General features: G+C 68.4%; 21 protein-coding genes. 16 read left to right on the forward strand and 5 right to left on the reverse strand.

Annotated features, from left to right (window positions below):
• Positions 1-240: 240 nt before the first annotated feature.
• The 6 genes from CEK29_RS09230 (at position 241) to CEK29_RS09255 (ending at position 6,259) form a co-directional block, all read left to right on the forward strand.
• Positions 241-1,845 carry an ABC-F family ATPase gene (locus tag CEK29_RS09230; RefSeq protein ID WP_170948420.1) on the forward strand — a complete coding sequence of 535 codons (1,605 nt, stop codon included), beginning with the start codon at positions 241-243 and terminating at the stop codon, positions 1,843-1,845.
• 200 nt (positions 1,846-2,045) lie between these two features.
• The gene (locus CEK29_RS09235) at positions 2,046-2,816 is read left to right on the forward strand and encodes an ABC transporter ATP-binding protein (protein WP_094799290.1); all 771 of its coding nucleotides are present in this window, start codon (positions 2,046-2,048) and stop codon (positions 2,814-2,816) included.
• A gap of 79 nt (positions 2,817-2,895) precedes the next feature.
• Entirely contained in the window at positions 2,896-3,894 is a 999-nt protein-coding gene (locus CEK29_RS09240) for an ABC transporter substrate-binding protein (protein ID WP_094799291.1), read from the forward strand.
• Complete coding sequence (locus CEK29_RS09245; RefSeq protein WP_094857899.1) at positions 3,891-4,664, forward strand: ABC transporter permease; 774 nt, start codon at positions 3,891-3,893, stop codon at positions 4,662-4,664. The genes CEK29_RS09240 and CEK29_RS09245 overlap by 4 nt, the downstream gene beginning before the upstream one ends.
• 8 nt (positions 4,665-4,672) lie before the next feature.
• Entirely contained in the window at positions 4,673-5,518 is an 846-nt protein-coding gene (locus CEK29_RS09250) for a substrate-binding periplasmic protein (RefSeq protein WP_094857900.1), read from the forward strand.
• 138 nt (positions 5,519-5,656) lie between these two features.
• Positions 5,657-6,259 (forward strand): IMPACT family protein, encoded by a 603-nt coding sequence (locus CEK29_RS09255; protein WP_094857901.1) that lies wholly within the window; start codon positions 5,657-5,659, stop codon positions 6,257-6,259.
• Between the two features lie 11 nt (positions 6,260-6,270).
• Here the strand turns inward: CEK29_RS09255 and CEK29_RS09260 are convergent, their stop codons facing one another.
• The 3 genes from CEK29_RS09260 to CEK29_RS09270 form a co-directional block, all read right to left on the reverse strand.
• A complete protein-coding gene (locus CEK29_RS09260; RefSeq protein ID WP_094799295.1) occupies positions 6,271-6,651 on the reverse strand; it encodes a thioredoxin family protein in 381 nt (126 codons plus the stop codon).
• A 91-nt stretch (positions 6,652-6,742) separates the two neighbouring features.
• Positions 6,743-7,759: an LLM class flavin-dependent oxidoreductase gene (locus tag CEK29_RS09265; RefSeq protein WP_094799296.1), complete on the reverse strand. Its 1,017-nt coding sequence runs from the start codon at positions 7,757-7,759 to the stop codon at positions 6,743-6,745.
• A gap of 274 nt (positions 7,760-8,033) precedes the next feature.
• Positions 8,034-9,326, reverse strand: coding sequence for an NCS2 family permease (locus CEK29_RS09270; protein WP_094857902.1), 1,293 nt, complete (start codon positions 9,324-9,326; stop codon positions 8,034-8,036).
• Positions 9,327-9,448: 122 nt separating this feature from the next.
• On the opposite strand from CEK29_RS09270, the gene tsaD reads away from it, so the two are divergent.
• A complete protein-coding gene (gene tsaD / locus CEK29_RS09275; protein ID WP_094799298.1) occupies positions 9,449-10,486 on the forward strand; it encodes a tRNA (adenosine(37)-N6)-threonylcarbamoyltransferase complex transferase subunit TsaD in 1,038 nt (345 codons plus the stop codon).
• 11 nt (positions 10,487-10,497) lie between these two features.
• Here the strand turns inward: tsaD and CEK29_RS09280 are convergent, their stop codons facing one another.
• A complete protein-coding gene (locus tag CEK29_RS09280) occupies positions 10,498-11,409 on the reverse strand; it encodes a LysR family transcriptional regulator (protein ID WP_176456867.1) in 912 nt (303 codons plus the stop codon).
• A 105-nt stretch (positions 11,410-11,514) separates the two neighbouring features.
• Here CEK29_RS09280 and CEK29_RS09285 point away from each other — a divergent pair, with 105 nt between their 5' ends.
• The 4 genes from CEK29_RS09285 to CEK29_RS09300 are packed head-to-tail and all read left to right on the forward strand — an operon-like array spanning position 11,515 to position 14,551.
• Positions 11,515-12,387: an amidohydrolase family protein gene (locus tag CEK29_RS09285; RefSeq protein WP_094857904.1), complete on the forward strand. Its 873-nt coding sequence runs from the start codon at positions 11,515-11,517 to the stop codon at positions 12,385-12,387.
• 54 nt (positions 12,388-12,441) lie between these two features.
• Positions 12,442-13,410: a Bug family tripartite tricarboxylate transporter substrate binding protein gene (locus tag CEK29_RS09290; RefSeq protein ID WP_094857905.1), complete on the forward strand. Its 969-nt coding sequence runs from the start codon at positions 12,442-12,444 to the stop codon at positions 13,408-13,410.
• A gap of 3 nt (positions 13,411-13,413) precedes the next feature.
• On the forward strand, positions 13,414-13,953 hold the full coding sequence (locus CEK29_RS09295; protein WP_094857906.1) for a carboxymuconolactone decarboxylase family protein: 540 nt from the start codon (positions 13,414-13,416) through the stop codon (positions 13,951-13,953).
• A gap of 13 nt (positions 13,954-13,966) precedes the next feature.
• A complete protein-coding gene (locus CEK29_RS09300) occupies positions 13,967-14,551 on the forward strand; it encodes a DUF4286 family protein (protein ID WP_094857907.1) in 585 nt (194 codons plus the stop codon).
• Between the two features lie 74 nt (positions 14,552-14,625).
• On the opposite strand, the gene plsY is transcribed toward CEK29_RS09300, so the two are convergent.
• Positions 14,626-15,264 (reverse strand): glycerol-3-phosphate 1-O-acyltransferase PlsY, encoded by a 639-nt coding sequence (plsY, locus tag CEK29_RS09305; protein ID WP_094799304.1) that lies wholly within the window; start codon positions 15,262-15,264, stop codon positions 14,626-14,628.
• A 231-nt stretch (positions 15,265-15,495) separates the two neighbouring features.
• Between plsY and surE the strand changes: the two genes are divergently transcribed.
• The 5 genes from surE (at position 15,496) to CEK29_RS09330 (ending at position 19,575) form a co-directional block, all read left to right on the forward strand.
• Positions 15,496-16,254 (forward strand): 5'/3'-nucleotidase SurE, encoded by a 759-nt coding sequence (gene surE, locus CEK29_RS09310; RefSeq protein ID WP_094799305.1) that lies wholly within the window; start codon positions 15,496-15,498, stop codon positions 16,252-16,254.
• Positions 16,239-17,063, forward strand: a complete 825-nt coding sequence (locus CEK29_RS09315) for a protein-L-isoaspartate(D-aspartate) O-methyltransferase (protein ID WP_170948422.1) — start codon at positions 16,239-16,241, stop codon at positions 17,061-17,063. The genes surE and CEK29_RS09315 overlap by 16 nt, the downstream gene beginning before the upstream one ends.
• Before the next feature lie 17 nt (positions 17,064-17,080).
• Positions 17,081-17,977, forward strand: coding sequence for a peptidoglycan DD-metalloendopeptidase family protein (locus CEK29_RS09320; RefSeq protein WP_094857908.1), 897 nt, complete (start codon positions 17,081-17,083; stop codon positions 17,975-17,977).
• Positions 17,974-18,753, forward strand: a complete 780-nt coding sequence (locus CEK29_RS09325) for a 3'-5' exonuclease (protein ID WP_094799307.1) — start codon at positions 17,974-17,976, stop codon at positions 18,751-18,753. The genes CEK29_RS09320 and CEK29_RS09325 overlap by 4 nt, the downstream gene beginning before the upstream one ends.
• Before the next feature lie 231 nt (positions 18,754-18,984).
• Positions 18,985-19,575, forward strand: a complete 591-nt coding sequence (locus tag CEK29_RS09330; RefSeq protein WP_094799308.1) for a hypothetical protein — start codon at positions 18,985-18,987, stop codon at positions 19,573-19,575.
• Positions 19,576-19,742 lie beyond the last annotated feature (167 nt).

Below are 19,742 nucleotides of genomic sequence, written 5' to 3' on the forward strand. Positions count from 1 at the left end.
CGGCTGCCCCGACCGGGCGCCGCGCGCGCCCGGGCCAGCCCGGACGATGTTCCGATACGGCGGCGCCTCGGCGCCGCCGTTTTCGTTGGGCGTGCGTGCACGCCAGCGCGCGGCGGCCGGGGTGGGGCAGGGGCGCCACACATCCGCCGCGCGGGCTTGGTACACTACCGGGTTTCGCATGCGCGTTCCCGGCGGCTTTTCCGCGGGTCTGGCGCGCTGCCGCAGCCTCCTTCATACACCGTGATCTCCACAGCCAATCTCACTATCCAGTTCGGTCCCAAGCCCCTCTTCGAAAACGTCAGCGTCAAGTTCGGAGAAGGCAACCGGTACGGGCTGATCGGCGCCAACGGCTCCGGCAAGTCGACGTTCATGAAGATCATCGGCGGTGACCTGGAGTCGAGCGGGGGCAACGTGTCGCTGGAGCCCGGCGTGCGCCTGGGCAAGCTGCGCCAGGACCAGTTCGCGTTCGAAGACAAGCGCGTGCTCGATGTGGTGATGATGGGCCACACCGAAATGTGGAACGCGATGTCAGAGCGCGACGCAATCTACGCCAACCCCGAAGCCACCGACGACGACTACATGCGCGCGGCCGACCTCGAAGCGAAGTTCGCCGAGTTCGATGGCTACACGGCCGAAGCGCGCGCCGGCGAGCTGCTGCTGGGCCTGGAAATCGCGGTCGACCAGCACAACCTGCTGATGAACGAAATCGCGCCGGGCTGGAAGCTGCGCGTGCTGCTGGCGCAGGCGCTGTTCTCGAATCCCGATGTGCTGTTGCTCGACGAACCGACCAACAACCTCGACATCAACACGATCCGCTGGCTCGAAAACGTGCTCAACAGCTACCAGAGCACGATGATCATCATCAGCCACGATCGTCACTTCCTGAACCAGGTCTGCACCCACATGGCCGACCTGGATTACCGCGAGATCCGGATCTATCCGGGCAACTACGACGACTACATGCTGGCCTCCACCCAGGCCCGCACCCGCGTCTCGGCCGATAACGCCAAGGCCAAGGAACGCATCGCCGAACTCCAGGACTTCGTGCGCCGCTTCGCGGCCAACAAGTCCAAGTCGCGTCAGGCCACCTCGCGCCTGAAGCAGATCGACCGCATCAAGGCCGACCAGGTCGAGGTCAAGCCCTCGTCGCGCCAGAATCCCTACATCCGCTTCGAGCAGAACAAGGTCATGCACCGCCTGGCCGTCACGGTCGAGCGCCTGTCCAAGTCGTACGACCAGCCGGTTATCCGCGACTTCTCGGCCATGGTCGACGCCGGCGAAAAGATCGCCATCATCGGCGCCAACGGCGTCGGCAAGACCACGCTGCTGCGCCTGCTGGCCAATGATCTGGCGCCCGACTCGGGCAGCGTCAAGTGGTCGGAAAACGCCGATCTGGGTTACATGGCCCAGGACGTCTCCGATCAGTTCCAGCAGACCGACATCAACCTGTTCGACTGGATGGCCGAGCATCGCCAGCCGGGCGACGACGACCAGGCGATCCGCTCGGCGCTGGGCCGTCTGCTGTTCGGCAACGACGATCTGCCCAAGGCGCCCAAGGTGCTGTCCGGCGGCGAAAAGAACCGCATGACCTTCGGCCGCCTGATGCTGGGCCGCCACAACGTCCTGCTGCTCGACGAGCCCACCAACCACCTGGACATGGAATCGATCGAATCGCTGCAGTTTGCCCTCGAGAAGTACGAAGGCACGCTGATCTTCGTGTCGCACGACCGCGAATTCGTGTCGGGCCTGGCCACCCGCATCATCGAGATCCTGCCGTCGGGCGAGCTGATCGATTACCGCGGCAACTACGAAGACTACCTCTCCTCGCGCGGCATCGACGGCTGATCCGCCGCCGCGCCGGCCGGGCCTCAGCGCCCGGTCCGATGAAGCCCGCCCGGCACCCGCCGCGGCGGGCTTTATTACTTATGGGTCTTAAAAAAGAAGATATTTATAGTTTGGGTTCATATAACAGATTGTTAGATTAGGGTCTTCACAAACCCTGGTGCCTTGTGCGCCGGCCGCGCGCGACCCGCGCCCTTTGCCCTATGAACCTGACTTTCGACCACGTGCACAAACAGTTCGGCTCCCTCCAGGTCGTGGACGGCTTTTCCAGCGAGTTCAAGACCGGCGAGCTGGTCGCGCTGGTGGGCCCCTCGGGCTGCGGCAAGTCGACGCTGCTGCACCTGGCCGCCGGCCTCGAGAAGGCGACGGACGGCCGCGTGCTGGCCGATGGTCAGCCCGTCACCGGACCGCACCCCAGCCGCACGCTGGTGTTTCAGGAGCACGCGCTCTATCCCTGGCTCACGCTGCGCGACAACGTGGCCCTGGCGCTGGAATTCCAGAATGTGCCGAAGAAGGCGGCGCGCGAACGCGCCGACGGCTGGCTGGCCCGCGTCGGCCTGGATGGTTTCGAAGCCTATTACCCGCATCAGGTGTCCGGCGGCATGCGCCAGCGCGCCGCGCTGGCCCGCGCCTTCATCGCGCAGCCCAAGACCATGCTGATGGACGAGCCCTTCGGCGCGCTGGACGCGCTGACGCGCCTGTCGCTGCAGGACGTGCTGCGCCAGCTCATCGAGCAGGAAAAGCCCACCGTGCTGCTGGTGACGCACGATGTCGACGAGGCCCTGTTCCTGGCCGACCGCATCGTGGTGTTCAGCCCGCGGCCCGCGCGCGTGCTGAAGGAGTTCAATCTGCGCCATCGCGCCAAGACGCACGATCTGGCCGATCTGGCCGGCGAGAAGCGCGAGATCCTGCGCCTGCTCGGCATCACCGTCGATGCCCACGCCCAGGCCGCCCCGCAGGTCCTGGCCGCCTGAGCGTTCTCCCCACTTTCATCGCGCCGCCCTCGCGCGGCGTCATGCCCCTTATTGCCCGATCCTTACCGGAGTTCCGAAGATGAAACTGAAGCAATGGCTTTCCCTGCCGCTCGCCGCGGCCCTGCTGGCCGCCGCGCCCGTGATGGCCGCCGAGAAGTTCCGCGTGGGCTATCTGCGCGTGATGGACGACGCGCAGGCGATCGTGGCGCAGGAAGGCGGGTTCTACAAGAACGCCGGTCTGGATACGGAGCTGATCGAATTCAAGTCGGGCACCGACCTCATCAAGGCCATCGTGGGCGGCCAGCTCGACATCGGCGTGCTCGGCTTCACCAATGCCGTGGCCTGGGCCTCGAAGGGCGCCGACCTCAAAGTGGTGGGCGGCGCACAGCAGGGCTATCACTCGCTGCTGGTGCGTGACGACGCCGGCATCAAGGACATCGCCGGCCTGAAGGGCAAGACGCTGGCCTCGCAGGCCGAGGGCAGCACGGCCGACGTGGTGCTCAAGGGCGTGGTGCTCAAAGAGGGCGGCCTGAAGGCCGACGACGTCAATGTGATGGGCGTGAGCCCGGCCGTGGCGGTGCAGTCGCTGGTGGGCAAGCGCGTCGACGCGGCGTTCCTGTTCGAGCCCTATGACCGCATCGCGCAGCTGATCGCGCCGGTCAAGCAGATCTACGAAGTGGGCGAGGCCTGGCCGTTCCCGTGCATGGTCGTGATCACCTCGGGCGAAACGCTGACCAAGCGCAAGGACGACGTCTGGAAGGCGCTCGACGCGCAGAAGTCGGCCATCGACCTGCTGCAGCAAAAGCCCGCCGAGGCCTCCAAGCTGATCGCCTCGTACTTCATCGCCGAGCCCACGCTCAAGACGCTCAAGCGTGGCGACCTGCCGCGCGAGACCGTGATCACCGAAGCCATCACGACGCAGGTGTTCACGCCCAAGCTCACCGACAAGGACACCAAGCGCATGCAGGAGATCGCCGACATCCTGCAGGCTCAGGGTTCGCTCAAGACGCGTGACGGCAAGCCGTACGACGTCAGCTCGATCGTCGACCTGTCCTGGCAAGAGGCGCGCAAGCTTTGAGTTCCGCTACCCGAGTCACCGGCACGCGCAAGTACCTCGCGGGGGTACTTGGCGTGCTTTTCATTCTTCTGCTGTGGCAGTCGGCCGCCTGGGTGCTGCCCGACTTCCTGATGCCGGACGTGCCCAGCGTGCTCGCCCGCCTTGCCGAAGACATCGGCAACCCGGCCTTCCATCAGGCGCTGATGGGGACGCTCACGCGTCTGGGCGCGGGCTACGGGCTGGCGCTGCTCGCGGGGATCGGCTTCGGCCTGGTCGCCGCGTTGCTGTTCTTTTTCCGTGAAGTGCTGCGCAGCGCCATCGTCATCCTGCAGTCGATTCCGTCGATCGCCTGGGTGCCGTTGTTCCTCATCGTGATGGGCTTCGGCAATACCCCGATCATCGTGGTGGTCGCGCTGTCGGCCTTCTTCCCGGCTGCGCTGTCCGTGATGAACGCGACCGAATCCGTGCAGCGCGTGCACGTGTCGGCCGCGCGTGTGATGGGCGCCACGCCCTGGGGTCTGGTCAAGCGGGTCTACCTGCCGGCCGTGATGCCCGAGCTCATCACGGGTGCCCAGCTTGCCTTCGGCAATGCGTGGCGCGCGCTGATCTCGGCGGAAATGCTGATCGGTTTCGGCAAGGGCCTGGGCCGCTCGCTGGCCTATTCGGGCGAGATCGCCGACATGACCGGCGTGATGACCAACATCCTGGTCATCGCGGTGCTGGCCGCGCTGATCGATCAGTTCGTGCTCGAGAAGCTCAAGCACCGGCTCCTGCGCTACCAATACGTCTGAGGCTCATCATGCGGCGCGCCTCCCGATTCCTGCTGCCCGTGCTGGTGAGCGCCTGCGCGGCGGTCGCCACGCTCGCGCTCGCCGACGGGGCCACCGCCTCCGACGGCGACCCGTGGCAGGCGGCGCGCGCGCGCGGCGAGCTGCGGGTGGGCGTGGCGTATGTCACGCCCGTGCCGGCCGCGGGCGCCAAGATCCGCACCGCCGAGCGCCTCGACGGCCCGGTCGCCACGCGCCTGGGCGAGCGGTTGGGGCTGCCCGTGCAATGGGTGCAGGTCGATCCGGCGGCGGCCGCGCAGGCGCTCGCGCAAGGCCGCGTCGACGTGGTGCTGGTCAGCCGGCCCGCGCAGGCGCAGGGCAAGGCCGCCGGGACCGACGCGGCGGCGTCGTGGGTGGCCGCGGGCTATGCGCCGCGGCCCAAGGCCGTGATCCGCAGCGACACCCCGTTGCGGCAGTGGGAAGACGTGCGCGGCAAGATTGTGTGCATGACGAGCGCGGCCACCGCCGCGCAGCGCCTCGCCGGGCAGCACGGCGCGACCCTGCAGATCCACAAGGTGCCGTCCGATGCCCTGGTCGCCGTGCGCGAGGGCAGCTGCGACGTGGGCGTGCTCGACGACACGGTCTGGGCGCCGCTGATGGCGTATCCCGAATGGCGCAAATTTTCCGCGACGCTGACGGCCGCGGGGCCGCGCCAGGAGCTGGGCTGGTACGCCCCTCCCGCGCAGGCCGCCTGGCTGAAGGGCGAGATGCAGCGCTGGACGCGCGACGGCGCCTGGAAAGCCATGACCGACAAATGGGCCCGCGACGTCGCGTTCGACGTCTATCTGGATCAGGAAGTGCCGGACTGCCACGGCTGATGCCCGTGGGCGTCGAGCGCGCGGCGGCCTGAGCGGTCACGGTCTTGGCGCCGCACCCGTTCCGCGCACCGGCCCGAGCCTTGGCCTCGCCCCGCCTGATCGGATCGCGCTGCGGCCCACCCGCTACAATCGCGGCGTATGACGCACACGCTCACCGCCGCCTGCACGCACCAGGAAGACATCAAGAAAAGCCGCTTCGTGGCGCATGCCGCGCCCGTGGCGGACGTCGACGCGGCGATGGCTTTCTTCGCCGCGCACAGCGTGCCCGATGCCACCCAAAACTGCTGGGCCTATCGCATCGGCCAGAGCTACCGGTACAACGACGATGGCGAGCCCGGGGGCACCGCGGGCCGGCCGATCCTGCAGGCCATCGACGGTCAGGATCTGGACCGCGTGGCGGTGCTGGTGATCCGCTGGTTCGGCGGCATCAAGCTGGGGGCGGGCGGGCTGGTGCGCGCCTATGGCGGCTGCGCGGCCAATTGCCTGCGGGCAGGCGTGCGCACCGAGATCGTGGCCCTGGCGCGCGTGCATTGCCGCGCCAGTTTTGCCGAGCTGCCGATCCTGCAGGCCAGGCTGGCGGAGGGCGGCGCGCAGGTCGTGAGCGAAGATTACGACGGCGAAGGCGCGCAACTCGTGCTGGAGCTGCCACGCGCGGCCCTGGAGGGGCTGGCCCAGACGGTGGCCAACATCACGCGTGGACGCTCGGGCTGGCGCGTCGAGGACGAGCACGTCCCCGACTGACGCCTGCCGGATCAGGCCTGCTCGCCTTCCTGGTCGCGGGCCTGTTCGATGTCGCGATGGACCTGCGCCATATCGACTTCCTTGACCTTGGCAAGCAGCTCATCGAGCTGACCGGCCGACAGCGCGCCCGGTTGCGAGAACAGCAGGACCTTTTCGCGGAACACCATCAGCGTGGGGATCGAACGGATACCCAGCGCGCCGGCGAGCTCCTGCTCGACGTCGGTGTTGACCTTGGCGAAGGTGACGTCGGCATGCTTGGTGGCGGCCTGCTCGAACACGGGCGCGAAGCCACGGCAGGGGCCACACCACGGTGCCCAGAAGTCGACGATCAGGGTGCCGTCGGGCGTGATGGCATCCTGGAAGGAATCTTTGGTGAGTTCAACGATACTCATAGTGTCGTCCTTGCCGTGTCGTGCACGGCTTTTCGGGCTGAGCCCTGGTTGCGTGATGCCTCGCGGCCATCACGATACTGAAATCCGATGGTCACGCCGCTTGCGCGGCCACCGCATCCTGCTTGAGATTGGCCACGATCTCGTACGAACGCAGCCGATGGGCGTGCTCGTAGAAGTCGGAGACGATCATCACTTCGTCGGCCTCGGTCTGCGCGATCAGCGCTTCGAGCTTGCGCTTCACCGTCTCCGGGCCGCCCACGATCGAGGCGCCAAGGCGTTGGGCCACGGCGGCGCGTTCCATCTCGTTCCAGTGGTTGTCGATGTCCTGGACGGGCGGCTGCAGCTGCAGGCGATTGCCCCGGATCAGCGACAGGAACTTGAGCTGCTGCGTGGACGACAGGAACTGCGCCTCTTCGTCGGTGGGGGCGGCGATCACCGGCACGCCGATCATGGCGTAGGGTTTGGCCAGCGTGGCCGAAGGCTTGAACAGATGGCGGTACAGCCGCATCGCGGCCATGCCTTCGGGCGAGAAGTGCCCGGCAAACGAGAACGGCAGGCCCAGTTCGGCCGCCAGCCGCGCCGAGAAATCGCTCGAGCCCAGCAGCCAGATCGGAATGTCCAGGCCCGCGCCGGGGATCGCGCGCACCGGTTGGCCGGGACGCTCGGGCGCGAAAAATCCGCGCAGCTCGTCGAGCAGTTGCGGAAACTCGAGGCCGCTGCGCGGTCCGCGGCGCAGCGCGTGCTGCGTGGCGCCGTCGCTGCCGGGCGCACGGCCCAGGCCCAGATCGATGCGGCCGGGGTAGAGCGTTTCGAGCGTGCCGAACTGCTCGGCGATGATGAGCGGCGCGTGGTTGGGCAACATGATGCCGCCGGAGCCCACGCGCAGCGTCTGCGTGTGGCTCGCCACCAGGCCGATCAGGACGGCGGTCGCGCTGCTCGCGATGCCGTTGATGTTGTGATGCTCGGCGAGCCAGTAACGGCGATAGCCCAGACGCTCCACATGACAGGCCAGGTCGACCGTGCTGCGGAAGGCGTCGGCCGCGGTCTTGCCCGCCACGATGGGGGCGAGGTCGAGGACCGAGAAGGGCACGCTGGCCAATGCGCTCATGAGGGACTCCAGTGTTCTACGCCGCGCGCCTGAGCGTGCAACTATGGGATTCGTCGAATGTATATGGGGAGTGTATCGGCGAATTCAATGCAGCCACCGAGCAACCTTACCCTTGGCCGGGTCGATAGTCATCCTGTATGGCCGTCATTGAGCGGCCTGCATGCGCGAGCATGTGGCGTGCCCGCGCCCGGGTCGCGGGGGCGGGATTTTCGGGGGCGCAAAAGCAAACGGCCCGCCGGAAGGGCGGGCCTCGGATCGCGAGGCGCGTGCGCCCTTACTCCGGGAAGAAGGCGTAGCGGATCACGAACAGCACGGCCACGAGCCACGTGGCCGGGTGGATCTGGCGCCAGCGGCCGGTGGCGGCCTTGAGCACTACATAGCTGATGAAGCCGAACGCCAGCCCGTTGGCGATCGAGTAGGTGAACGGCATGATCAGCGCGGTCAGGGCGGCCGGCGTCGCTTCGGTGACGTCGTTCCAGCCGATGTCGATCAGCTCGCGCATCATCAGGCCGGCCACGTAGAGCAGGGCAGGCGCGGTGGCGTAGGCGGGCACCGAGCCCGCGAGCGGCGAGATGAAGAGGGCCGCCAGGAACAGCACGGCCACGACGAGCGCGGTCAGGCCGGTGCGGCCGCCCGCCTGCACGCCCGAGGCGCTTTCGACGAATGCCGTCGTGCTGCTGGTGCCGAGCATCGAGCCCGCCACGATGGCGCTGCTGTCGGCGAACAGGGCGCGGCCGAGGCGATTGGGCTTGCCTTCCGGAATCAGGTTGGCGCGCTTGGCGACACCCATCAGCGTGCCGGTGGCGTCGAACACCTCGACCAGCACGAACACCAGGATCACGTGCACGAAGCCCGTGTGCAGCGCGCCCATGATGTCGAGCTGCATGAAGGTGGGCGCCAGGCTGGGCGGGGTGGCGAACACGCCCTTGAACTCGTTGTAGCCCAGCAGCATCGACAGCACCGTCACGACCAGGATGCCGATCAGGATGGCGCCGCGCACGCGCATGGCGTCGAGCGCCGCGATGATGAAAAAGCCCAGCACCGCGAACAGCGGGCCCGGCTGGCGCAGATCGCCCAGCGTGACCTTGGTGGCCGGGTGGTCGACCACGATGCCGGCCGTGGAGAGGGCGATGATCGCGAGGAACAGCCCGATACCGGCGGCGATGGCACTGCGCAGGGAATGCGGAATGCCCTTGATCAGCCACGCGCGCACGCCGGTCACGGTGAGCAGCAGGAAGATCACGCCGGAGATGAACACGGCGCCCAGCGCCTGCTCCCACGTGTAGCCCATCGTCTTGACCACGGTGAATGCGAAGAACGCATTCAGACCCATGCCCGGCGCCATGCCGATCGGCCAGTTGGCCAGCAGCGCCATGATGAGCGAGCCGAGCGCCGCGGCCAGGCAGGTGGCCACGAACACGGCGTCGCGGTCCATGCCGGTGGAGGACAGGATGTCCGGATTGACGAAAATGATGTACGACATCGTGAGGAAGGTAGTGATACCTGCCACGACTTCGGTGCGCACACTGGTGGCGTGCGCCTTGAGTTGAAAGAGCTTCTCCAGCATTGCTAGGTCCCCGGATGGATGAGTCGGGCACGGCGGGCTCGGCCCGGCCGCGGCATGTCCCCGTTGTTACGCGTCATTCCGCGTTGGCGCGTATTTTCGCACCAGTTGTAAAATACCGGCCCATGATTATTCTCGGTTTTGAAAGCTCGTGCGACGAGACCGGCGTTGCCGCCGTCTGCACCGAGCGCGGACTCCTGGCCCACGCCCTGCACAGCCAGGTCGCCATGCACGAAGAGTATGGCGGCGTGGTGCCCGAGCTCGCCTCGCGTGACCACATCCGCCGTGTCGTGCCGCTCACGCGCGAGGTGCTGGCGCGTGCCGGCATCGCGCGCGCCGACATCGGCGCCGTGGCGTACACCGCGGGCCCGGGCTTGTCGGGTGCGTTGCTGGTGGGTGCGAGCGTGGCGCAGGCCTATGCGTGGTCGCAGGGGCTGCCCGCGATTCCCATCCATCACCTCGAAGGCCATCTGCTGTCGCCGCTGCTTGCCGAGCCGCGGCCCGAGTTTCCGTTCGTGGCGCTGCTGGTGTCGGGCGGCCACACCCAGCTGATGCGGGTCGACGGTGTCGGGCGCTACGAGCTCCTGGGCGAAACGCTCGACGACGCCGCGGGCGAGGCCTTCGACAAGTCGGCCAAGCTGCTGGGCCTGGGCTATCCCGGCGGGCCCGCGCTCTCGCGCATGGCCGAGCAGGGCGACGCGAGCCGCTTCGAGCTGCCCCGGCCCATGTTGCACAGCGGTGACCTGGACTTCAGCTTCAGCGGCCTCAAGACGGCCGTGCTGACGCGCGTGAAGGCGGCTCAGGCCGACGGCGCCATCGACGACCAGACCCGCGCCGATCTGTCTGCGGCCACGCAGGCCGCCATCGTCGACGTGCTGGCCGCCAAGGCCGTGCGCGCGCTCAAGCAGACCGGCCTGCGCCGGCTGGTGGTGGCGGGCGGTGTGGGCGCCAATCGTCTGTTGCGTGCGCAACTCGACCGCTCGCTCACCGGCATGAAGGCCACGGCATATTTCCCGCCGCTCGAGCTCTGCACCGACAACGGCGCCATGATCGCCTTCGCCGCCGCCGAGCGCGTGAAGGCCGGTCTGGTGGATCTGCGCGACACGAGCCATGCCTTCACGGTGCGGCCACGCTGGGATCTGGCCGACATCTGCACGGCCTGAGCCGCGCCGCCTCAGGCGGCGGGCGCGGCTTCTCCATAGAGCAGGGCATGGAGGTCGAGCTCGCGCAGCAGCGCGGCCGTCGCATCGGCGAGGCGGGTGGCCGGCCGCTGGCGCGGCGTGGCCAGCACCAGCCGATTGCGGATCACCGGGGTATCGATGCGGCATACCGCCAGCGCCGGCCAGGCCAGGGCCGCGGAGCGCGGCAGGATGGCGCAGGCTTGGCCCTGCGCGGCCAGCTCCAGAATCGTCTGCACGGCATCGACTTCGGTCACGACGTTGAGCCGCGCCCCGGCACGGCGGCACACCCCTTCCACCAGCGTGCGGATGGCATTGGGCAGACTGGGCAGGATCAGCGGATAGGCGGAGAGTTGCGCCACGCCCACGCGGGCAGGCAGCGCCGGATACGCGTCGGTCGCCGCCACCAGCACCAGCTCCTCGCGCAGCAGGGATTCCATGCTGATCTGCGGCGTGGCGGGCGGATCGTAGAGCAAGGCCAGATCGACCCGGCCACCGAGCACCCATTCCCGTACCTGCGCGGACAAGCCTTCGGCGACGGCGATCGAGGCCTGCGGAAAGGCCTGGCGAAAGCGCGCCACGAGCGGGGGTGTCAGCACGCGCGCGATGCGCGGCGGTAGCCCCACCACCACCTTGCCGGCCGGCGTATCGCCCAGCGTGCGCAGGTCTTCGCGGGCGCGCTCGGCCAGGTGCAGCAGGCCGCGCGCGTGGCCGAGCAGGCGTGTGCCTGCCTCCGTGGGCTCCACGCCCCGGCCATTGCGATAGAGCAGATGCTGGCCCAGCTCGAGCTCCAGCAGGCGCACCTGCCGGCTGAGCGTGGGCTGCGCCACGTCCAGCGCCTCGGCCGCGCGCGAAAAGCTGCGGCGCTCCGCCACCTCGACGAAATAGGCGATCTGCTTCAGGTCCATGGATTGCGCCAACAAGCTATAGAGAAAACAAATATCTGAAATAAAAGATATAGCATTGTTGGCGGCATCGCAATCCTCCACCATGGCGCTTTGCACGGAGTTTCGATGCCCGATTGCCCGCCGCCCCTCTCTCACCCGAGCGTGCCCGTCTCGCGCCTGCCCGCCGGCGCCTGCGACACGCACTGCCACGTATTCGGACCGGCGGAGCGCTTTCCGTATGCCGCGGGCCGCAGCTATACGCCGCCCGATGCGCCCTTCGAGAAGCTGGCCGCGCTGCATGCGCACCTGGGCCTCGAGCGCGCCGTGATCGTGCAGGCGGCCTGCCACGGCGCGGATCACGCGGCGCTGCTCGACGCGATCGCGCATGCCGAGGGCCGCTATCGAGGCGTGGCCGTGCTGCGCGCCGATGCCACCGACGACGAGTTGCGGCGCCTGCATGCCGGCGGCGTGCGGGGCGCGCGCTTCAACTACGTCCCGCATCTGGGCGCGCCGCCCACCGACGACGCGGTGCTGGCGCTGGCCGCGCGACTGGCACCCCTGGGCTGGCACCTGTGCCTGCATGTCGACGGCGCGGCACTCACGGGCCTGCTGCCCCTGCTGCGCCGGCTGCCCGTGCCCTTCGTGGTGGACCACATGGGCCGCATCGAGGCGGCGCGCGGCCTGACCGATCCGGCGTTCACCGCGCTGCTCGGCCTGGCCGCGCAGCCCAACGCGTGGGTCAAGATTTCGGGCATCGATCGCATCGGCGCAGGAAAGCGGCCGTTTCACCAGGGCCTCCCCTTCATGCGCGCGCTGGCCGAGGCCATGCCCGAGCGCACCCTGTGGGGTACCGACTGGCCTCATCCCAACGTACGCGGCGACATGCCCGACGACGGCGAGGTCGTGGATGCCCTGTTCGAGGCCGTGCCCGACGCGGGGCTGCGCCAAAGCATCCTGGTCGACAACCCGGCACGGCTCTATGGCTTCGACGCGCGCTGAGCGGTCGCGCAGCCAGACCTACACATACTCATATCAATACGCAGAGGAGACATCATGAAAATCAAACACCTGCTCTCATCGGGGCTGTTGGCGGCTTCCGTCCTGGGCGGCTTCGCGCAGGCGGCGCATGCGGAGGCGCCCGTGCGCCTGATCGTGGCCTTCCCGCCGGGCGGGCCGGTCGACATGGTGGGCCGCGTGCTGGCCGAGCGGCTCGGCAAGGCGCTCGACCGCCAGGTGATCGTCGAGAACAAGGCGGGCGCCAATGGCAACATCGGTGCGGCGTTCGTGGCCAAGGCCCCGGCGGACGGCTCGGTGCTGTTCCTGACGAGCGTGGGCGCCGTCGCGATCAGCCCCGCGCTCTATAAAGAGCTGCCCTACAAGCCCGACCAGGATTTCGCACCGGTGTCGCTGGTGGTCAACAACGCCACCGTGTTCGTCGTGAATCCCGACAATCCGGCCAAGGACGCGGCCGATTTTGTGAAGCGGTCCCAGGCCGCGTCGCAACCGGTGGCGATCGGTTCGTCCGGCGTGGGCAGCATCCCGCATCTGACGCTCGAGATGTTCACCGATGCCAGCAAGGCCAAGGTCATGCATGTGCCCTACAAGGGCGCGGCGCCGGTCATCAACGACGTGATGGGCAATCAGGTCGCCGGCTTCTTCGGCGATGTGCCTGGCCTGATCGGGCACATCCAGGGCGGCAAGCTCAAGGCCCTGGGGCTGGCCGCGCCGCGTCGTCATCCCTTGCTGCCCGACGTGCCCACCCTGGCCGAGCAGGGCATCGCCGGCGTCGAGTCCAACAACTGGTACGGCCTGCTGGCGCCGGCGGGTACCCCGCCCGCCACGGTCGATAAACTCAATCAGGCCGTGCGCGCCGCACTGTCCGACGAGGCGACGCGCAAGCGCTTGCAGGCCTTCGGCGCCGAGCCGGCGCCGTCGACCGCCGCCGAGCTGGCCACGCTGATGCAGGCCGACCGCGCCAAGTGGTCGAGCCTGATCGAACGCAAGCAGATCCGTCCGGAGTAAACGATGTCCGATTCCTCGCAATCCCGCCTGGCGCCAGTGGCGCCGGGCAGCCGCCCCGAACTCGCGCCGCTCGAAGCGCGCATCCAGGCAGCGCGCGGCCGCATCTCGCCGCTGTATCAGGTGTTGCTCAACAGTGCCCCGATCTGCGAAGGCTGGGAGGCCATGTTGAGCGCGGTGCGCAACCGCAACTCGCTGCCGGCGCGGTTGCGCGAACTGGTGATCCTGCGCGTGGCCGTGCTCAACGGCGCGCCGTACGAGTTCGACGCGCACGTACCGCACGCCGAGACCGCGGGCGTGGCGCCGGCCACGATCGCGGCCCTGCGCGATCATCCCGCGCCCGGCGCGGTGCCCGGCCTGGCGCCGGGCGAGGCCGAGGCGCTGGCCTACACCGATGCCATGACGCGCGCCATCGAGGTGCCGGATGCCGTGTTCGACCCGCTGCGCGCACACTTTTCGGACCAGGGCCTGCTCGATCTGACGGCCACCGTGGCCGCCTACAACATGGTGTCGCGCCTGCTGGTGGCGCTGCGCGTGGGCCACTGAACGAGGATACGTCATGCAAACTCTGTTGTTGCGAGTCCCCGGCGTGGTGTTCGACGTCGACGCCGCGCGCGCGCTGCGCACCCGGCTGCAGGCCGCCAGCCCCGGCATGCAGGTCGAGATCTACGCCGCCGCCGAGGCCGACGCGCCCGAAACCTACGTCTATTGCACGCCGGCCTCGGCCGATAAAGCCGCGCATGAATTCGCCGCCGTGCGCGCCCTGGCCACCGCAGACGGGCTGGCGGGCGACGCGCGGGTGCTGGACGCGCTCGCCGATCTCGAGGGCGCGAGCGCGGGGCAGGCGAGCGCCTGGCATTACGTGGTCGAGACCGACGTGCTGCCCGAGGCCGAAGACGATTTCAATGCCTGGTACGGCGAGGAGCACATGCCGGGTCTGGCCGCGGTGCCGGGATCGGTGCGGGCACGCCGGTGGCGCGCGCCGGAGGGCGGGCCTCGCTATCACGCCTGCTACGACCTCGTCAGCCGCGAGACCTTCGGCAGCCCGCCGTGGCTGGCCGTGCGCGCCACCGACTGGAGTTCGCGCGTGCGCCCCGCGTTTCGGGCGACCAAGCGCACCATGTTCCGGCGCGTGCCGGCCTGAACGCCGCGTCCAAAGCAAAACGCCGATGGCGCGTGCCATCGGCGTTTTGTCATGCGCGCAAGCTCGCGCGGCGGTTATTTCTTCTTCGAGCCGATCCGGCTTTCGGTGCCCTTGATCAGGCGCGAGATGTTGGCGGCGTGGCGATAGAAGAGCAGCGCGGTGATGACCACGATGGCGAGCGTGATGTGGGTATGGGCATACCAGGCCATGCCGCTGCCCAGCACGTAGAAGAGGGGGGCGCAGAACGCGGCCACCAGCGCCGACAGCGACGAGTAGCGGGAGATCACCGCCATCAGCAGCCAGGTGACCACCACGGCCAGGGCCAGCCAGCCGCTGATCGCGGCCAGCACGCCCAGCGCCGTCGCCACGCCCTTGCCGCCCTTGAAGCCCAGGAAGACCGGATACAGGTGGCCCAGGAACACGGCGATCGCCACCAGGGCGAAGATGCCCGGGGTGATGCCGGGCACCAGCACGCCGGCCAGCCACAGTGCGAACCAGCCCTTGGCCGCGTCGCCCAGCAGCGTGAGCGCGGCCGCCTTCTTGTTGCCGGTACGCAGCACATTGGTGGCGCCGGGGTTCTTCGATCCATAGCTGCGCGGATCCTGCAGCCCCATGAGCTTGCTGACGACCACGGCGAACGGAATGGACCCGATCAGGTAGGCCATCAGGATCAAGCCGGCGGCGATCGCCATGGAAGGAGGGGTGGTCAGCATGGTGGAAGGGACGTCCTTGTTGTCGTGTGAGTCTCCCCCGTTCGGCCTGGGGCCGGGCGCCGGGGGCAGGCGATTCTACCGCGATGACAGGCGGGCAGGCATCGGGCTCAACCCGCCCCGCGTCGTCCGTCATGTGGATGACGCGCCGCGCGTCTCCGGCGCGGCAAGTCTGACGGTACAATCCGTGCCTGTCGGATCGCGGCTGAGCGGTCCGGGTGTTTCGGAGGGGTGATGCGTATATTGGTTTCCAACGACGACGGCTACAACGCGCCGGGTCTGGAGGCGCTGGTCGAGGCCTTGTCCGGGCTGGGTGACATCACCGTCGTTGCGCCCGAAACCAATCACAGCGGCGCCTCCAATTCGCTCACGCTCAATCGCCCGCTGTCGGTGCGCACCGCCGCCAATGGCTTTGTCTATGTCAACGGCACGCCCTCCGATTGCGTGCACGTGGCGCTCACCGGCCTGATGGATGCCCGGCCCGACCTGGTCGTCTCGGGCATCAACAACGGCGCCAACATGGGCGACGACACGCTCTATTCCGGTACGGTCGCCGCCGCCACCGAAGGGTATCTGTTCGGCATTCCCGCGATCGCGTTTTCGCTGGTCGACAAGGGCTGGGAGCATATCGAGTCCGCCGCGCGCGCCGCGCGGCAGATCGTCGAGCGCCAGATCGCCGATCCGCTCGGCGCGCCGGTGCTGCTCAATGTGAATATCCCCAACCGCCGCTTCGAAGACCTGCACGGCGTGCGGGTCACGCGGCTGGGCAAGCGTCATCCTTCAGAGCCGGTCGTGCGCAGCACCACGCCCTACGGCGAACCGATCTACTGGATCGGCCCCGTGGGCCTGGCGCTCGACGCCACGCCCGGCACCGATTTTCATGCCGTGACCGAGGGGGCGGTGTCCGTCACCCCGTTGCGGCTCGACCTGACCCACACCGGGCAGCTCGACGAAGTTCGCACCTGGGCGGGGCCGTTATGCGCAAGCGTCTAGGTCCGCAAGAGTCGCCCACGCCCACGCGCCTGAGTTCCTCGTCGCGCTACGACGGCCGGGGCCTGGCGCCCGGCATCACGGCCACCAACAGCAACACCCGGATTTCCGCCGCCACGCTGCAGCGCCCGGCGCCCAGCGCGCCGGCCGCCGCCAGTGGCAACAACATGGGCCTGAACTCGGATCGCCTGCGGCAGGCCATGGTCGAGCGCCTGCGGGCGCAGGGCGTGTTCGACGAGCGGGTGCTCAACGCCATGGCCGCCGTGCCGCGTCATATCTTCGTCGACGAAGCGCTCGCCAGCCGGGCGTACGAAGACGCGGCGCTGCCGATCGGGCATTCGCAGACCATCTCTCAGCCCTGGGTCGTCGCGCGCATGATCGCGGCCGTGTGCGAGGGCCGCACGCCCACCCGCGTGCTCGAGGTCGGCGCCGGCTGCGGCTACCAGGCGGCCGTGCTGTCGCAGTTCATCCGCGAGGTGCATGCGATCGAGCGCATCCGCGGGCTGTACGAGCTGGCGCGCACCAATCTGCGCGCCTTGCGCCTCACCACCCGGGTCCGCTTGATTTACGGCGACGGCATGCTGGGCGTCCCCGGCGTCGCGCCGTTCGATGCTATCGTTGTGGCTGCGGCCGGACTGGCCATTCCGCAGGCGCTGCTCACGCAGCTGGCGCCCGGCGGACGCCTGATCGCCCCCGAGGGCACCACCAGCCAGAGGCTGGTCCTGATCGAACGAACCGGCACCGCAAGCTGGAAACGCACCGAGCTCGAGGCGGTGCGTTTCGTGCCTCTGAAGGCCGGAATACAATCTTGAGCAAACAGGAGAATCGTATGCTCAACGGGCAGTTGCAACTGACCGAACCCCATCTGCGCGGCGCGCTTGTCGCGCGTCTGCGTCGTCCTGCCCTGATTGCCGGCGTGCTGAGCCTGGCGATCCTGGCGGGATGCGCCTCCAAGGGCACGCGTGCGCCTGTCGTCGACATGACCGGCGGCCAATCCTCCGGCGGCAGCCAGGCGAGCGGCGGCTCTTACGTCGTGAAGCCGGGCGACACGCTCTACAAGATTGCACGGGCGAACAACGTCGACATCGAGACCGTCAAGCGCCTGAACAACATCGCCGATCCCAACCAGATCCACGTGGGTCAGGTGCTGCGCCTGTCGGGTACGGCCTCCGCGAGTACCGGCCCGAGCACCGCGCCGGTCGGCACCACCAAGACCGAACCGCGTCCGCTCGATCCCGCGCCCGGCACCGACACCGCCGGCACCACGCCGCCGCCCACCGAAGCCGATCCCAACGCGCAGGCCTCGGCCACGCCGCCGCCCGTCGACACGCCCAAGCAGCCGCCCCGCGCGGCCGATGCCAGCGTGATCAGCTGGGGCTGGCCGGCCACCGGCCAGGTCATCCAGACCTTCAACAGCAACAGCAAGGGCATCGATTTCGCCGGCAATCCGGGCGATCCGGTGATCGCGGCGGCCGACGGCAAGGTCATGTACAGCGGCAACGGCGTGCGCGGCCTGGGCAACCTGATCATCATCAATCACCAGAACGGCTTCATCACGGCCTATGCGCACAACCGCGCGCTGCTGGTCAAGACCGGTCAGAACGTCAAGCGCGGCGTGAAGATCGCCGAGATCGGCCAGACCGATGCCACCTCGCCCCGGCTGCACTTCGAGATCCGCCGCCAGGGCACGCCGGTCGACCCGCTGCAATACCTGCCCGCGCGATGACCCCCACGCTGGTTTTCGACCTCGAAACCCTGCCCGACGTGCCCGGCCTGCGCCGGCTGCACGGCTGGGGCAGCGAGGTGAGCGATCTCGAGGTGGCCGAGCGCGCCTTCGCCGCCCGGCGCGAGGCCGTCGGCCACGACTTCCTGCCGCTGCACCTGCAGCGCGTGGCGGTGGTGGGCTGCGTGTTTCGCGACGACCAGGGCTTTCGCGTCAAGACGCTCGGCCAGCCCGATGATCCCGAAGAAGTGCTGCTCAGCCAGTTTTTCAAGACCATCGAGCGCTACACGCCGCGTCTGGTCAGCTGGAACGGCTCCGGCTTCGATCTCCCCGTGCTCCATTACCGCAGCCTGATCCATAAGATCCAGGCGCCGCGCTACTGGGACCTGGGCGACGAAGACCGCGACTTCAAGTTCAACAACTACATCAGCCGCTATCACAATCGCCACACCGATCTGATGGACGTGCTGGCCAAGTACAACGGCCGCGCCAATGCGCCGCTCGACGAGCTCGCCAAGCTGTGCGGCTTTCCGGGCAAGCTCGGCATGGACGGCAGCAAGGTCTGGCAGGCCTGGAACGAAGGGCAGGCCGACGCGGTGCGCGCCTATTGCGAAACCGACGTGGTCAATACCTGGCTCGTGTATTGCCGCTTCCGCTTCATGCGGGGCGAGATCGACCATATCGCCTACGACCAGGAAATCGCGCTGGTGCGCGACACCCTGGCCGCCAGCGATGCGCCGCACTGGCGCGAGTACCTCGCCGCCTGGGACGCGCCCTGAGCGCTTGACGCGAGCGGGCCCGGCCGAGTGCCGGGTTGCGCCGCGGCCGGTGGCCCGTCGCCGATAGCCCCTCGCCGGGCGCCCCTCGCCGGGCGCCCCCGACGTGCTGCTTCAGACGATCCGCCGCCCGGCGAGCAATCGACTGAAACACAACGGGCGCAAACGAAACTTCACTGAAATCGGGCCTGGCCAACAATGGTCTCGCGTTCCAATCACTCAGGAGTTTCCAACATGTCCCGTAATCGTTTCGCACTGCGCAGCACGCTGGCCGGCCTGGCCATGGTCATTTCCGCTGGCGCCGTCGTTGCGCCGGCCGTGGCTGCCCCGCAAGAAGGCAAGCCTGCCGCCGAAGCCCATCACAAGGGTCCGCGCCACCACGGTGAAATGCGCGACGGCGCATTCATCCCGGGCGTGGGACCGCTTTCCAAGGCTCAGATCGACGCGCTCAAGCTCGACGCCAAGCAGCAGGCGCTGTTCGACACCGCCAAGAAGTCGCAGGGCGAGCTCATGAAGCAGCGTTTCGAGGCCAAGCGCGCCGAGCATAAGCTGCTGCAGGAGCAGCTCGCCGCCGGCAAGCTCGACCCGCGTGCGCTGTCCGCCGCCAACGAGAAGGGCCGCGACCAGTTCGGTACCGAAGGCGGCAAGGTGCGCGATCAATGGCTGGCCCTCTGGGACAGCCTGAACGACGCGCAGCGCGCCCAGGTCACCGAAGTGGTGAAGGCCCGTGCCGCCAAGATGCAGGAGCGCATGGCCAAGGCTCCGCACCATCGCGGCGCGCCCGGTGCCCCTGGCGCTCCCGGCGCACCCGCCGCCACCAACTGATCCTCACCCTCTGGGTCTCGATGCCCCGGCGCAAGCCGGGGCATTTTTCATGGGCGCGCGCGCCGTGCCTCGCGATGCCTGTTTATGGCGCGGGCTGCGCCATGAAGGCGCATGCAGACCGGGGATCTGGCGGGCTTTTGCACCGCGCCGGTGCGCGCCGGGTCGTG

It is taken from the genome of Bordetella genomosp. 5 (genome assembly GCF_002261475.1).
In the GTDB taxonomy this organism is placed as follows: Bacteria; Pseudomonadota; Gammaproteobacteria; order Burkholderiales; family Burkholderiaceae_B; genus Bordetella.